Source organism: Arthrobacter sp. efr-133-TYG-118, assembly GCF_030209755.1.
Lineage (GTDB): Bacteria > Actinomycetota > Actinomycetes > Actinomycetales > Micrococcaceae > Arthrobacter.
Genome location: NZ_JARVRH010000005.1, coordinates 33,955 through 47,942, shown reverse-complemented (window position 1 = coordinate 47,942; position 13,988 = coordinate 33,955). Strand labels below are relative to the sequence as shown.

Below are 13,988 nucleotides of genomic sequence, written 5' to 3'. Positions count from 1 at the left end.
CATCCCAGAAACTTTGGACCATCTCAGAAACGGGGACATTTGATGTCAGAGTCAACAGCAGGATCCGGCGCGGAGCAGGACGGTCTCATCCCCGTCAAGCCTGTCGAAGCGGAACTGCTGGTGGTAACTGGCATGTCCGGAGCAGGCCGCAGCACCGCCTCGGACGCCCTGGAAGACCACGGCTGGTACGTCGTCGAAAACCTCCCGCCGCAGATGCTGGGGACGCTTGCCGAAATCGTCTCGCACGCGCCCCAGTCCATCCCTAAGCTCGCCGTCGTCGTCGACGTGCGCAGCAAAGGACTCTTCACCGATATCAGGACGGCGCTCGGCGCCCTCAGCGCCAGCGGAATCACCTTCCGCGTCCTCTTCCTCGATGCCAGCGACAACGTCCTGGTGCGGCGCTTTGAGCAGGGCCGCCGCCCGCATCCGCTCCAAGGTGGTGGACGGATCCTGGACGGCATCGCGGCGGAACGCGACGTCCTGAAGGAACTCCGGGAATCGGCGGACGTGGTCCTGGACACGAGTACGTACAACGTCCACGGCCTGGCAACGGCCATCACCGAACTTTTCACCGACACGGGCCCTGTCGCGTTGCGCTTGAACGTCATGAGCTTCGGCTTCAAATACGGACTGCCCGTGGACGCCAACTTCGTTGCGGATGCACGTTTCATCCCCAACCCGCATTGGGTTCCGAAATTGCGTCCGCACACGGGGCTCGACGCCGATGTCAGCGATTACGTGCTGGGTGCCGCGGGCGTGAAGGACTTCGTTGACCGCTACGTCCTTGCCTTGGAACCCGTCCTGGACGGCTATCGGACCGAAAACAAGCACTACGCCACCATTGCTGTCGGTTGCACGGGCGGGAAGCACCGTTCGGTCGCGGTCGCCGTCGAACTTTCCAAGCGGCTTGCGCAATATCCTCGCGTCACCGTCACCACAAGCCACCGCGATCTGGGTCGCGAGTAATGGGGGTCCTGACCGGACCCCTGCCGCTGGTTCCACCGAAGGGCACCCCGGGTAGCCAGCCCGCCAAGGGCCCCTCGGTTGTGGCGCTCGGCGGCGGACACGGGCTTTCCGCGTCGTTGTCGGCGTTGCGGCTCCTGACGTCCGAGCTCACTGCGATTGTCACGGTGGCCGACGACGGCGGATCCTCCGGGCGGCTGCGCGAAGAGTACGGCGTCCTTCCCCCGGGCGATCTTCGAATGGCTCTGAGCGCCCTTTGTGACGACACCGATTGGGGACGCACCTGGCGGGACGTCATGCAGCATCGCTTCAGGACTCCGAACGGTAGCCGGGGCTCCTTGGACGATCACGCCATGGGAAACCTGCTCATTGTCACCCTCTGGGAGCTTCTGGGCGACGCCGTGGCTGGACTGAAATGGGCAGGCGCCCTATTGGGTGCCCGTGGCCAGGTCCTCCCGATGTCCACGCAACCGCTGAACATCGAGGGCGACGTCAGGGTGCCCCTGCCAGGGGGCGGTTACGAGTTTCAGGCCGTCAAAGGCCAGGCCAAGTGCGCCGTCGCCGGATCCCTCGAAAACGTCAGGCTCCTTCCGGAAGACGCGCGCGCCTGCATCGAAGCGCTGACTGCCATCGAACTTGCGGACTGGATCATTCTGGGTCCCGGTTCCTGGTACACGTCCGTGCTGCCGCATTTGCTGCTGCCCGAAATGCGCCAGGCCCTGTGCGACACTCCGGCCAAACGCTGCCTCACCATGAACCTCGCCATGGACACCAAGGAAACCTCCGGGATGTCCGCTGCGGACCACCTGGATGCCCTGCGCCACTACGCGCCGGAGTTCGGTGTGGACGTTGTCCTGGCCGATCCCTCCTCGATATCGGACCTCAAGGAATTCGAACGCGCTGCCGGGATGATCGGTGCAGAGGTGGTCTTGGGTAAAGTGGGGGCGTCGAGCCGCCGTCCAGTCCACGACCCGCTGCGTCTGGCATCGGCGTATCACGATATCTTCGGGAATAGTTAGGAACATGCGATGGCACTGACCGCATCGGTCAAGGAAGAACTTTCCCGGCTGGACATCAAGAAGTCGTCCGTCCGCAAGGCCGAAGTCTCGGCCATGCTGCGTTTTGCCGGCGGACTGCACATCATTTCGGGCCGGATCGTGATCGAGGCAGAGGTTGACCTCGCCTCGACGGCGCGGAGGCTGCGCGCCGCGATCGCCGAAGTCTACGGGCACCAGAGCGAGATCATTGTCGTCTCGGGCGGGGGACTCCGTCGCGGTAGCCGCTATGTTGTCCGTGTAGTTCGCGACGGCGAAGCCCTGGCCCGCCAGACCGGCCTCCTGGACGGCCGCGGACGGCCTGTGCGTGGCTTGCCGTCCGCCGTCGTCAACGGTTCGGCGTCGGACGCAGAAGCTGTGTGGCGCGGCGCGTTCCTGGCTCACGGATCCCTCACCGAACCCGGCCGGTCCTCTTCGCTCGAGGTCACGTGTCCCGGGCCGGAATCGGCGCTTGCCCTGGTGGGGGCCGCCCGTCGCCTCGGCATCCAGGCCAAGGCCCGGGAAGTGCGCGGCGTGGATCGCGTGGTCATCCGTGACGGTGACACGATCGCCGCGCTGCTCACCCGGATGGGCGCCCATGACGCCCTCATGGTGTGGGAGGAGCGCCGCATGCGCAAGGAAGTCCGGGCCACGGCCAACCGCCTCGCGAACTTCGACGACGCCAACCTGCGCCGCTCGGCCCAGGCCGCCGTCGCGGCCGGCGCCCGCGTGGACAGGGCCCTGGAAATCCTGGGCGACGACGTTCCCGACCACCTCAAATACGCCGGTGAACTCCGCGTGGCCCACAAGCAGGCCAGCCTGGATGAATTGGGCCGGCTTGCCGATCCGCCCATGACCAAGGACGCCATCGCGGGGAGGATCCGCCGGCTCCTGGCCATGGCGGACAAGCGGGCCGGCGACCTGGGGATCCCGGGTACCGAGGCAAATGTGACCCCCGAAATGATGGACGAATAAAGCTCCCGCCCTAGAATCGTCAGGGTGTGGATTTCCGGCCGGTTCGCCGGTCGGATGAATAGAACGAGAGTTACCAACCGGACCCCGGTCCACTACATTGGAGGATTTCGTGACAGAGTACGTACTGCCCGAGCTGGGCTACGACTACGCAGCACTTGAGCCGCACATTTCGGCGAAGATCATGGAGCTGCACCACAGCAAGCACCACGCTGCCTATGTAGCAGGCGCCAACAACGCTTTGGCCCAGTTGGCCGAGGCTCGCGACAAGGGCGACTTCGCCAACATCAACCGCCTCTCCAAGGACCTCGCGTTCCACACCGGCGGCCACATCAACCACTCCGTGTTCTGGAACAACATCTCCCCGGACGGCGGCGACAAGCCCGAGGGCGAGCTGGCTGCAGCCATCGACGACGCCTTCGGCTCGTTCGATGCGTTCCGTGCCCAGTTCTCGGCAGCCGCGCTCGGCCTGCAGGGATCCGGCTGGGGCTTCCTCGCCTACGAGCCCATCGGCGGCAACCTCCTCATCGAGCAGCTCTACGACCAGCAGGGCAACGTCGCAGTCGGCACCACGCCTCTGCTCATGCTGGACATGTGGGAGCACGCCTTCTACCTGGACTATGTCAACGTCAAGGCTGACTACGTCAAGGCGTTCTGGAACATCGTCAACTGGGCCGACGTCGCGAAGCGCTTCGAAGCGGCCCGCGCGAACGCCACCGGGCTGATCGTTCTCTAGGGAACTCCGTCCCGAATCGGTGAGTGACGCGGAATACACAGGGATGTAACAAACTTCACATTCAGGTGAATTTCGCCCAAATACCGGATTGTCTGCCCCCGCAGTTGCGGGGGCAGACGTAGTTAAACGTAAGATGGGTCACGGAAGGCGGTTAGCCTTCAGCAATGTGGCTGGTCGCCCTCCGATCTGATAATCACTTCTGCCCAATGATGTGCGGGAATTGTTAGTTGGAATCAAGATCCGACTCACTAGGTGTGCTTGCAAGAGCACCAAGGAGACTGAAATAGTGACCACCCGTATTGGTATCAACGGCTTTGGCCGCATCGGCCGCAACTACTTCCGCGCAGCACTCGCCCAGGGTGCAGACCTCGAAATTGTTGCGGTCAACGACCTCACGAGTCCCGAGGCACTTGCCCACCTTTTGAAGTACGACTCCGTCGGCGGTCGCCTGACTCAGTCCGTTGAAGTCAAAGAGGGCAACCTCATTGTTGACGGCAACATCATCAAGGTCCTTGCAGAGCGCGATCCTGCGAACCTCCCCTGGGGCGAGCTGGGCGTCGACATCGTCATCGAGTCCACAGGCTTCTTCACCAAGGCTGCCGCCGCGCAGAAGCACATCGATGCAGGAGCCAAGAAGGTCCTGATCTCCGCTCCTGCCTCGGACGAAGACATCACCATCGTCATGGGCGTCAACCACGAGCTCTACGACCCCGCAGCGCACCACATCATTTCCAACGCTTCCTGCACCACCAACTGCCTCGGCCCGCTGGCCAAGGTCGTCAACGACGCCTTCGGCATCGAGCGCGGCCTCATGACCACGGTGCACGCCTACACGGCAGACCAGAACCTGCAGGACGGCCCCCACAGCGACCTTCGCCGTGCCCGTGCCGCAGCGATCAACATGGTTCCCACCTCCACGGGTGCTGCCAAGGCGATCGGCCTCGTCCTTCCGGAGCTGAAGGGCAAGCTCGACGGCTACGCCATCCGCGTCCCGGTCCCGACTGGTTCCGCCACGGACCTGACCGTCACGGTTTCCCGCGAAGTGACCGTCGAGGAAGTCAACGCAGCACTCAAGGCTGCCTCCGAGACCGAGCAGTTCAAGGGCATCCTCAGCTACACGGCAGATCCCATCGTCTCCTCGGACATCGTCGGCGATCCCTCTTCTTCGATCTTCGACTCCGGCCTCACCAAGGTCATCGGCAACCAGGTCAAGGTTGTTTCCTGGTATGACAACGAATGGGGCTACTCCAACCGCCTCGTTGACCTCACGGAGCTCGTCGCATCCAAGCTGGGCTAGGGTAGACACATGACTTCTCACACCCTCAACGAACTGATCGCTGAAGGTGTCCGCGGGCGGTACATTCTTGTCAGAAGTGACCTGAATGTGCCGCTCGACGGCTCTACAGTGACCGACGACGGCCGCATCAAGGCCTCCCTCCCGGTCATCGAAAAGCTCTCGGACGCCGGTGCCCGCGTGCTCGTCACGGCCCACCTGGGACGCCCCAAGGGCTCTCCCGAGGCCAAGTATTCGCTCAAGCCCGCGGTAGCGCGGCTGGCGGAGCTCGCGCCATTCAAGGTCCAGCTTGCGGACGACACCGTTGGCGGGTCCGCCAAGGAGTTGGCCGCGTCGCTGGGCGATGGAGACGTCCTCGTCCTGGAGAACGTCCGCTTCGATGCCCGCGAAACCAGCAAGGACGACGCCGAGCGCGGCGCCTTCGCCGATGAACTCGTGGCGCTGACCGGCGACAACGGAGCCTTCGTGGATGACGCCTTCGGTGCCGTCCACCGCAAGCACGCCAGCGTTTACGACATCGCCACGAAGCTTCCTTCCTACCAGGGGGACCTCGTCCACACCGAGGTGGAGGTCCTGCGCAAACTCACCACGGATACCCAGCGCCCATACGTCGTGGTTCTGGGCGGCTCCAAGGTCTCGGACAAGCTCGCCGTGATCGACAACCTCCTGGGCAAGGCTGACACCATCCTCGTCGGTGGCGGAATGCTGTTTACGTTCCTCGCAGCGGTTGGTCACAAGGTCGCGGGCAGCTTGCTCGAAGCTGACCAGATCCCCGTGGTCCAGGACTACCTCAAGCGCGCCTCCGACGCCGGCACCGCCTTCGTCATCCCCACCGACGTCGTGGTCGCCAGCCGCTTCGCCGCTGACGCCGAACACGAAGTGGTCGCCGCGGACGCGATCGAGGACAGCTCGTTCGGGGCCTCAGGCATTGGCCTGGACATCGGACCGGTATCAGCAGCGGCTTTCGCCGAGCAGATCAAGGCCGCCAAGACCGTGTTCTGGAACGGGCCCATGGGCGTCTTTGAATTCGAAGCCTTCTCGGGCGGCACCCGTGCCATCGCCCAGGCTTTGACCGAGACGCCGGCATTCACCGTGGTGGGCGGCGGCGACTCCGCCGCAGCCGTCCGGACCCTCGGCTTCGCGGACTCCCAGTTCGGACACATTTCCACCGGCGGCGGCGCCAGCCTGGAATACCTTGAAGGCAAGGATCTTCCCGGCCTGAGCGTTCTGGACCGCTAAGGCTACACAGCCGGCGGGGCGCCCTTCCTGGAAGGCAAGCGCCCCGCCGGCTTCCCTATCTCAACGCATCTTTGGAGCACACGTGACAACTTCTGCCAACGGAAACTTCATCCGCAAGCCCTTCATTGCCGGCAACTGGAAGATGAACATGGACCACGTCCAGGGCATCACCCTGCTGCAGAAGCTGGCATGGACTCTCTCCGACGCCAAGCACGACTACGGCCGGGTGGAGGTTTCGGTCTTCCCGCCCTTTACCGACCTCCGCGGTGTGCAGACCCTCGTCCAGGGCGACGAACTGGACGTCGTCTACGGCGGACAAGACCTTTCACAGTTCGACTCCGGAGCCTACACCGGCGATATCTCCGGCCAGTTCCTCAACAAGCTCGGTTGCGCCTACGTCCTGGTGGGCCACAGCGAACGCCGCACCATCCACAACGAGGACGACCAGGTACTCAACGCGAAGGTCAAAGCAGCCTTCCGCCACGACGTCACGCCGGTCCTGTGTGTCGGCGAGGGCCTTGAGGTCCGCCAGGCCGGCACCCACGTTGAGCACACGCTGGCCCAGTTGCGCGCCGGCGTCGACGGCCTCTCCGCAGATCAGGCAAGCGATCTGGTTGTCGCGTACGAGCCTGTCTGGGCCATCGGGACGGGCGAAGTCGCGGGTCCCGAAGACGCACAGGAGATGTGCGCCGCGATCCGTTCAGAGCTCGCATCCTTGTTCGACGATGCCGTGGCTGCCAAGACCCGGCTCCTCTACGGCGGTTCGGTCAAGGCCAACAATGCGGCAGCGATCATGGCTGAGAGCGACGTCGACGGGCTGCTGGTGGGTGGCGCGAGCCTCGACCCCGCCGAGTTTGCTAACATTGTCAGGTTCGAGAGCCACCTCAGCGCGGCTTAGTCCGTTTTAGGTTCCGCTCCCGTTTTCCGTTCTTCTGAAAGGCCGTCGTGGACGTTCTTCAAGTCATTCTGCAGATCCTGCTGGGCATCACCAGCCTCCTGCTGACGCTGCTCATCCTCCTCCACAAGGGGCGTGGCGGCGGGTTGTCCGATATGTTTGGCGGTGGCATGAGCTCGGGATTGAGTTCTTCAGGTGTCGCAGAGCGAAACCTCAACCGCTTCACCATCGTCTTGGGCTGCACTTGGGGCGTCGTGATCATTGGACTTGGCCTCATCATGCGTTTCACCACGGGCGGAGACTCCTAGCACTGCCGCCGTCGGATCCTCGCACTAGAGGTGTCCTCTCATTAGACTAGGCTGCATGGCCTTCAGCGCCATGCAGCCGAACTCTCAAGGGGATCGACGATGGTTCATGGTACTTCAGGATTCCGGGGCACACGTGCCGGCGTAACAGCTGGATCGGCCCCGAGGAACCAACCCGACTCTGTTGGTGGCGAGAGCTTGCCGCGTATTCGTGTTCCCTATTGGTGCGCCAAGGGACATGAGACGCGGCTTGTTTTCGTTAAGCTCCCGGAGGATCAAATCCCGATCCGGTGGGACTGCCCGAAATGCGGCCTGGTTGCCGTCCGCGAACAGGCCGAAGCCACCATGGAACGCGCCGACGAAGAAGTCTTCAAGAGCCATCTGGACTACGTTAAAGAAAGACGCTCCAGCCAGGACGCGGAAATTGTCCTGGCCGGAGCGCTCAAGCGGTTACGCGCCCGCGGGGTCCTTACGGACGAGCTGCTGGGGGACACGTGAGGCTGCATTCTCATCGATGAGCCATAGGGTCCTCGAGCGGCCACTAGGACCGGAGGCGGGAACCTGGACCGGGTTGGCCCCGGCGAGGGCCAGTCCCACGGCTCCGGCTTTGTCCTCGCCTGCCACAACCATCCAGATTTCCTGGGCTGAGTTGATGGCGGGCAGCGTCAGCGAAATCCTCGACGGCGGTGGCTTGGGGGAGTTCTCGACCCCCACGACCGTACGGTCCTTCACGCGGATACCCGCCTGCTCCGGGAAGAGCGAGGCAATGTGCGCATCCGGACCCACACCGAGCAGCAGGATGTCGAAACGAGGCAACTCGCCGGCCTCCTCGGAACGATTGTCCGAAGTGTCCGCGGCGTGCTCGGCTTCGGCAGCAGCTTTGAGCCGGGCCGCGTAGTCCGCTGCGGCCTCGTCCGCGGTGGCGAACTCATCCGATGAACCCGGTTCGTGCACGCGGTCCGGGTCCACCGGCAGGCTTGAGAGCAGTGCCTCACGCGCCTGCACGGTGTTGCGGTCGGTGCTGTCCTTGCCAACGAAGCGCTCGTCACCCCACCAGAAGTTCACCCGGGACCAGTCAACGGCGGGCGCCGCGGGCGAGTCGGCAACCGCTTTCAGGGTGCCGATGCCCACGGTTCCGCCGGTGAGGACCACAGTCGCTTCGCCGTGCTTGTCCTGGACGTCCACCAGCTTGGTGATGAGCCGTGCTGCGATTGCGGCCATAAGGACGGCGGAGTCGGGATGGATGCTTACTCTGGGGTCAGCGCTCACTGGGACAGTCACTCCTTGCTATTGGTTCGGGGCAGTCCCATAGTAATCACTTCTCCGAAGACATCGTCCGGATCAAGGCGGCGCAGTTCTTCGGCGAGGCAGTCCCGCAGGCTGCGGCGTGGCAGGGATATCCGCTGGGCGGGCTGGCCCGGCTGGGTCAGTTCCGCGATGGTGAGGCCGGGACGGACCAGCTGGACGTCGCCGGTGGCGCGGCTCAGCCGTACCCTGCGGATGCCTGTTCCTGCCGGGTCGGCGACGATCTGGACCGGTGCGTCGAGGAACAGGGTGAGCCAGGCGGCCAGCAGCAGGGTGCTGGGTGAGTCCGAAGCGCCCTCGACGGCGATGGCCGTGACGGGGGATTCGTCGACCTGGTCCAGGGCCGCGGCGAGTTGCAGGCGCCAGTTGGTCAGGCGTGTCCAGGCGAGGTCGGTGTCGCCGGCCCGGTACGTTTTCCGGATCCGGGCCAGTGCCGCCGCGGGGTCGGCCTCGTTCGCGGAGTCCGTGATGCGGCGGTGCGCGATGCGTCCGATAGAGGTCTCGCAGGCGTTCTCGGGGGCGCCGTGCGGCCACCAGGCCACGATCGGCGCGTCCGGCAGCAGCAGTGCCGCGACGAGGGATTCGCTTTCCTTGGCGAGCTCGCCGTAACCGCGCAGGACGATGACCTCCGATGCGCCGGCGTCCCCGCCCACGCGGATCTGGGCGTCGAGGCGGTTGGGCGCTTCGCTGCCGGCGTCCGCGAGGACGATGATGCGGCAGGGGTGTTCGCGGCTGGCCTCGTTGGCTGCCTCGATGGCTTCTTCCTCGAGACCGGACTTCGTGACGACGACAAGGGTCAGGACGCGTCCAAGGGCGATCACACCTCCCTGCTCGCGCAGGGAGGTGATCTTCTTGGAGATCTTGGAGGTGGTGGTATCGGGAAGATCTACGATCATGGCCTTCTCCAGGTTCGTCCGTCGCGGGCAAGCAGCTCGTCGGCCGAGGCCGGCCCCCAGCTGCCGGGGGCATAGGGTTCGGGCTGTTCGTCGAGCCCGGCCCAGTAGTCCTCGAAGGGGTCCAGGATCTTCCAGGACTCCTCGACTTCCTGGTGCCGCGGGAAGAGCGGCGGCTCGCCCAGCAAGACGTCCAGGATGAGGCGTTCGTACGCTTCGGGGCTGGACTCGGTGAACGAGTGTCCGTAGCCGAAGTCCATGGTCACGTCGCGGACTTCCATCTGCGTGCCCGGGACCTTGGAGCCGAAGCGGATCGTGGCGCCCTCGTCGGGCTGGACCCGGATGACCACGGCGTTCTGGCCGAAGTCGTCCTCGCCGTGGCCGCGGAAGAGCAGGTTGGGCGCGCGCTTGAAGACCACGGCGATCTCCGTGACGCGCCGGCCCAGGCGTTTGCCGGCCCTCAGGTAGAACGGCGCCCCGGCCCAGCGCCGGGTGTTGATGTCCAGGCGGATGGCCGCATAGGTTTCGGTCTTGGAATCGGCCGGGATGCCGTCTTCCTCGAGGTAGCCCTGGACCAGTTCCCCGCCCTGCCAGCCGCCGGTGAACTGCCCGCGGGCCGAGTGGGTGGACAGGTCGTCGGGGAGCCTGACCGCTGCCAGGACCTTTTCCTTTTCCGCACGCAGGTCATCGGCGTTGAAGGAGATGGGCTCTTCCATGGCCGTCAGGGCGAGCAGCTGCAGGAGGTGGTTCTGGATGACGTCGCGGGCCGCGCCGACGCCGTCGTAATAACCGGCACGCCCGCCGGTGCCGATGTCCTCGGCCATGGTGATCTGGACGTGGTCAACGTAGTTGGCGTTCCACAAAGGTTCGAACAGCTGGTTGGCGAAGCGCAGCGCCAGGATGTTCTGGACCGTTTCCTTGCCCAGGTAGTGATCGATCCGGAAGACCGCGTCGGGCGGGAAGACGGACTCGACGATGTCGTTGAGCTTGCGCGCGGATTCCAGGTCGTGGCCGAAGGGCTTCTCGATGACCACGCGGCGCCACTGGCCGTCGCCGGCCTGCGCCAGTCCGTGCTTGGAGAGCTGCTGGCAGACCTGCTCGAAGGCCTTGGGCGGAATGGACAGGTAGAAACCATGATTGCCGCGCGTGCCGCGGGTCTCATCGAGCTCGTCAAGTGTGGCGCTGAGGCGCTTGAACGCCTGATCGTCGTCGAACTCCCCCTGGACGAAGCGGATGCCCTCGGAGAGCTGGTTCCAGACGGCGTCGTCGAACGGGGTGCGGGAGTGCGCCCTGACGTTCTCCTTGACCTCGTCCGCGAAGTCCTCGTTGCTCCAGTCCCGCCGGCCGAAACCGACGAGCGCGAAGCTCGGCGGCAACAGCCCGCGGTTGGCGAGGTCGTAGACCGCCGGCATGAGTTTCTTGCGGGCGAGGTCACCGGTGACTCCGAAGAACACCAATGACGAAGGCCCTGCGATGCGGTTCAGGCGCCGGTCGCGCGGATCCCGGAGGGGATTGCGGTGGCTTGCCTTTCCGGTGGACCGGTAACCGATTTCAGTTTCTGGCATGTTTGGGTTTGTGCCTTAGCTTTCGAGCGCGCTGGCCTGGCCGGCCAACGCGGCGACAATGTCCTGGAGCTGGGCAACGCCGGCCCCACGATCCGTGAGGTGCAGCCGCAGGACCGGACGGCCGTGGTTCTCAAGAACCTGGGCATCGCCGGCCGCCTGGGCCGCAATCAGCTGACCGAAAGTAAACGGCCGCTCCGGAATGGCGATATCGCCGGTCGCAGAAGCCGTCACCTGCAGGAACGAACCGATGGCCGGCCCGCCCTTGTGGAACTGTCCGGTGGAGTGCAGGAAGCGCGGACCCCAGCCGAAAGTGACCGGACGGCCGCTGACGCCGGCGAGTTCGTCGCGGATGCCTTCCAGCTGCGCGAACGCGATCCGGTCGAAATATGCCTGCACGCTGAGGTAGCCGTCCGTGCCGAGTTCGCCGAGGAGCGCCTTGACGGCGTCGGCCGCCGTTGCCGCGTCGCCGAGCCACGCACCACCGCGGACCTCGATCGCGCCGTCGACGAAGTTCGCCGGCGTCGGCTCGGGACGCGCGTCCAAAAGTCCGCGCGCGGCGATCTTGGCTGCCTCGACGTCGGGCTGGTCAAAGGGGTTGATGCCGAGCAGGCGCCCTGCGACCGCGGTAGCGAATTCCCAGACGAACATCTGGGTGGCCAGGCCACCGGCGATCGCGGCCTCGTTTTCACCGAGTTCGACGTCGGATTCCGCACCGACAAGGCGGACCACCAGGACGTCTTCCGCGCCGCTGCTGACCTCGGGCGCCGCAGGACCTGCAACAACCGGCAGAACCCCCGTGCCGAGCTTGCCGGTGGACTCGGCAATGAGCTGCTCGGCCCAGTCCGCAAATCCGACGATTCCGGAACCGTCTTCGACGATGACGATCTTGTTGCGCAACGGGGTGGTTCCGCCGAGCGCAGCACCGAGCCGGAGCCCGATGTTTTCGGGGGAGTCCTCGTTGAGGATTTCCGCAGCTTCCTCGGCCTCATCCAGGAATGCCTGGATGTCGACTCCGGCGAGGCCACTCGGGACCAATCCGAAAGCCGTCAGCGCCGAAAAGCGGCCTCCGACGTTCGGGTCGGCATTGAAGACGGCACGGTAGCCGGCTTCACGGGAGGCCTTGTCCAGAGGGGAACCGGGATCGGTCACGATGACGATCCGGCTCTTGGCATCGATGCCGGCCTCGGTGAAGGCCTGCTCGAATACCCGTCGCTGTGAGTCGGTTTCCACGGTGGAGCCTGACTTGGAAGAGACCACGATGGCGGTCTCGGCCAAGCGGTCCGCGAGGGCAGCACCGACCTGTTCGGGGTCTGTGCTGTCCAGCACGGTCAGCTCGACGCCAGCGGTGCCGGCAATGACCTCGGGGGCAAGTGAAGAGCCGCCCATGCCACACAGGACAATGCGGGAGACGCCTTCGGCCCGGAGGGCATCCCGGAGTTCCAGGATTCCTTCGACCAAGGGCTGGGAAACGGTTGCCGCTTCCACCCATCCGAGACGGATGGCGGATTCGGACTCCGCGTCGGGACCCCACAGAGTGTGGTCCTTCGCGAAAATCCTCGTGGCAATCCGGTCTTCGACAAGTGCCGGGATGTGCTGCTCAATGGCCTGCTGCGCAGCACCGCTGGCGTCGTAGCTGAGAGTGCTCATGTGGGTTAGGAAGCCTTCCGTGCAGAGGCGAGGGCGCCTTCGACGTCGGCCAGAAGTTCCTTCCAGCTGGCGACGAACTTGTCCAGGCCCTCGGATTCGAGGATTGCGACGACGTCGTTGTAGGAGATGCCCAGGCCTTCCAGTGCGTTGAGGACGCTGTTTGCTTCCTCGTAGGTTCCGGAGACGGTGTCACCGGTGACAACGCCGTGGTCGAACGTGGCGTCGAGGGTCTTTTCCGGCATGGTGTTGACGACGCCGGCGGCGACCAGCTCGGTGACGTACAGGGTGTCCGGGTAGGCCGGGTCCTTCACACCGGTCGAAGCCCACAGCGGGCGCTGCGGGAGCGCGCCGGCTGTGGCCAGGACTGCCCAGCGCTCGGTGGAGAACAGCTCTTCGTAAACCTGGTACGCCAGGCGGGCGTTGGCAACGCCTGCCTTGCCCTTGAGGGCCTTCGCTTCATCGGTGCCGATGGCATTGAGGCGCTTGTCGATCTCGGAGTCCACGCGGGAAACGAAGAACGACGCCACGGAGTGGATCTTGGAGAGGTCGTGGCCGTTTTCCTTGGCCAGCTCGAGGCCGGACTGGAAGGCGTTGATGACGGCGCGGTAGCGCTCCAGGGAGAAGATCAGGGTCACGTTGACGCTGATGCCTTCGGCCAGGGTTGCCGTGATGGCGGCGAGGCCTTCGAGGGTTGCCGGGATCTTGATGTGGACGTTGTCCTTGTTGACCTTCTTGTACAGGTGCTTGGCCTCGGCGATGGTGCCTTCGGTGTCCCATGCCAGGCGGGGGTCCACCTCGATGGAGACACGGCCGTCGACGCCCTTGCTCGCTGCCGCGACCGGGGCGAAGAGGTCGCACGCGTCGGCAACGTCGCGGGTGGTGATCTCGAAGACAGTTTCTTCGACGGTGGCGCCCTTGGCGGCCTCTTCGGCAATCACGGCGTCGTAGTCGCTGCCTGCGGTAATGGCGGCGTGGAAGATGGACGGGTTGGTGGTGACGCCAACCACGTTCTTCTCTTCGATCAGCTTCTGCAGGCTGCCGCTGGACAGGCGTTCCCGGGAAAGGTCGTCAAGCCAGATGGACACACCGGCGTCGGAAAGCTGCTGGGTGGGAGTCGTAGTCATTTCTTTAATCTCCTTG

At 64.8% G+C, this 13,988-nt stretch carries 14 protein-coding genes; 9 read left to right on the top strand and 5 right to left on the bottom strand.

Translation table 11 applies throughout. The annotated features are described in order from the left end of the window. Positions 1 to 42: 42 nt before the first annotated feature. From rapZ to QRN59_RS04700, 9 genes are all read left to right on the top strand, one after another. On the top strand, positions 43 to 966 hold the full coding sequence (rapZ, locus tag QRN59_RS04740; RefSeq protein ID WP_234749478.1) for an RNase adapter RapZ: 924 nt from the start codon (positions 43 to 45) through the stop codon (positions 964 to 966). Beyond that, positions 966 to 1,982 carry a gluconeogenesis factor YvcK family protein gene (locus QRN59_RS04735; RefSeq protein ID WP_284981357.1) on the top strand — a complete coding sequence of 339 codons (1,017 nt, stop codon included), beginning with the start codon at positions 966 to 968 and terminating at the stop codon, positions 1,980 to 1,982. The genes rapZ and QRN59_RS04735 overlap by 1 nt, the downstream gene beginning before the upstream one ends. A gap of 9 nt (positions 1,983 to 1,991) precedes the next feature. Next, a complete protein-coding gene (gene whiA, locus QRN59_RS04730; protein WP_133202987.1) occupies positions 1,992 to 2,972 on the top strand; it encodes a DNA-binding protein WhiA in 981 nt (326 codons plus the stop codon). Positions 2,973 to 3,081: 109 nt separating this feature from the next. Beyond that, positions 3,082 to 3,705, top strand: a complete 624-nt coding sequence (locus QRN59_RS04725; RefSeq protein ID WP_059389282.1) for a superoxide dismutase — start codon at positions 3,082 to 3,084, stop codon at positions 3,703 to 3,705. Positions 3,706 to 3,991: 286 nt separating this feature from the next. Beyond that, positions 3,992 to 5,002, top strand: coding sequence for a type I glyceraldehyde-3-phosphate dehydrogenase (gap, locus tag QRN59_RS04720; protein WP_269996183.1), 1,011 nt, complete (start codon positions 3,992 to 3,994; stop codon positions 5,000 to 5,002). 9 nt (positions 5,003 to 5,011) lie between these two features. After that, complete coding sequence (locus QRN59_RS04715) at positions 5,012 to 6,238, top strand: phosphoglycerate kinase (RefSeq protein WP_284981356.1); 1,227 nt, start codon at positions 5,012 to 5,014, stop codon at positions 6,236 to 6,238. An 82-nt stretch (positions 6,239 to 6,320) separates the two neighbouring features. Continuing rightward, positions 6,321 to 7,136, top strand: coding sequence for a triose-phosphate isomerase (gene tpiA / locus QRN59_RS04710; RefSeq protein WP_284981355.1), 816 nt, complete (start codon positions 6,321 to 6,323; stop codon positions 7,134 to 7,136). 47 nt (positions 7,137 to 7,183) lie between these two features. Continuing rightward, the gene (gene secG, locus QRN59_RS04705; protein WP_234749463.1) at positions 7,184 to 7,441 is read left to right on the top strand and encodes a preprotein translocase subunit SecG; all 258 of its coding nucleotides are present in this window, start codon (positions 7,184 to 7,186) and stop codon (positions 7,439 to 7,441) included. A 99-nt stretch (positions 7,442 to 7,540) separates the two neighbouring features. After that, on the top strand, positions 7,541 to 7,936 hold the full coding sequence (locus QRN59_RS04700) for an RNA polymerase-binding protein RbpA (RefSeq protein WP_284981354.1): 396 nt from the start codon (positions 7,541 to 7,543) through the stop codon (positions 7,934 to 7,936). Here the strand turns inward: QRN59_RS04700 and pgl are convergent. From pgl to tal, 5 genes are read right to left on the bottom strand one after another with little or no spacing between them, the layout of a single operon-like run. Beyond that, positions 7,889 to 8,707 carry a 6-phosphogluconolactonase gene (pgl, locus tag QRN59_RS04695; RefSeq protein WP_284981353.1) on the bottom strand — a complete coding sequence of 273 codons (819 nt, stop codon included), beginning with the start codon at positions 8,705 to 8,707 and terminating at the stop codon, positions 7,889 to 7,891. The two genes, QRN59_RS04700 and pgl, sit on opposite strands and share 48 nt — an antisense overlap. Positions 8,708 to 8,715: 8 nt before the next feature. After that, the gene (locus QRN59_RS04690; RefSeq protein WP_234749456.1) at positions 8,716 to 9,639 is read right to left on the bottom strand and encodes a glucose-6-phosphate dehydrogenase assembly protein OpcA; all 924 of its coding nucleotides are present in this window, start codon (positions 9,637 to 9,639) and stop codon (positions 8,716 to 8,718) included. Beyond that, positions 9,636 to 11,201: a glucose-6-phosphate dehydrogenase gene (zwf, locus tag QRN59_RS04685; RefSeq protein WP_284981352.1), complete on the bottom strand. Its 1,566-nt coding sequence runs from the start codon at positions 11,199 to 11,201 to the stop codon at positions 9,636 to 9,638. The genes QRN59_RS04690 and zwf overlap by 4 nt, the downstream gene beginning before the upstream one ends. A gap of 15 nt (positions 11,202 to 11,216) precedes the next feature. After that, a complete protein-coding gene (locus QRN59_RS04680; protein WP_284981351.1) occupies positions 11,217 to 12,848 on the bottom strand; it encodes a glucose-6-phosphate isomerase in 1,632 nt (543 codons plus the stop codon). A gap of 5 nt (positions 12,849 to 12,853) precedes the next feature. Next, positions 12,854 to 13,972, bottom strand: coding sequence for a transaldolase (tal, locus tag QRN59_RS04675; protein ID WP_284981350.1), 1,119 nt, complete (start codon positions 13,970 to 13,972; stop codon positions 12,854 to 12,856). Between the last annotated feature and the right edge of the window lie 16 nt (positions 13,973 to 13,988).

Bases quoted from the DNA above. Each gene is read 5' to 3' on its own strand.
- rapZ (WP_234749478.1), top strand. From the start codon at position 43: ATGTCAGAGTCAACAGCAGGATCCGGCGCGGAGCAGGACGGTCTCATC.
- QRN59_RS04735 (WP_284981357.1), top strand. From the start codon at position 966: ATGGGGGTCCTGACCGGACCCCTGCCGCTGGTTCCACCGAAGGGCACC.
- whiA (WP_133202987.1), top strand. From the start codon at position 1,992: ATGGCACTGACCGCATCGGTCAAGGAAGAACTTTCCCGGCTGGACATC.
- QRN59_RS04715 (WP_284981356.1), top strand. From the start codon at position 5,012: ATGACTTCTCACACCCTCAACGAACTGATCGCTGAAGGTGTCCGCGGG.
- QRN59_RS04700 (WP_284981354.1), top strand. From the start codon at position 7,541: ATGGTTCATGGTACTTCAGGATTCCGGGGCACACGTGCCGGCGTAACA.
- QRN59_RS04690 (WP_234749456.1), bottom strand. From the start codon at position 9,639: ATGATCGTAGATCTTCCCGATACCACCACCTCCAAGATCTCCAAGAAG.
- zwf (WP_284981352.1), bottom strand. From the start codon at position 11,201: ATGCCAGAAACTGAAATCGGTTACCGGTCCACCGGAAAGGCAAGCCAC.
- QRN59_RS04680 (WP_284981351.1), bottom strand. From the start codon at position 12,848: ATGAGCACTCTCAGCTACGACGCCAGCGGTGCTGCGCAGCAGGCCATT.
- tal (WP_284981350.1), bottom strand. From the start codon at position 13,972: ATGACTACGACTCCCACCCAGCAGCTTTCCGACGCCGGTGTGTCCATC.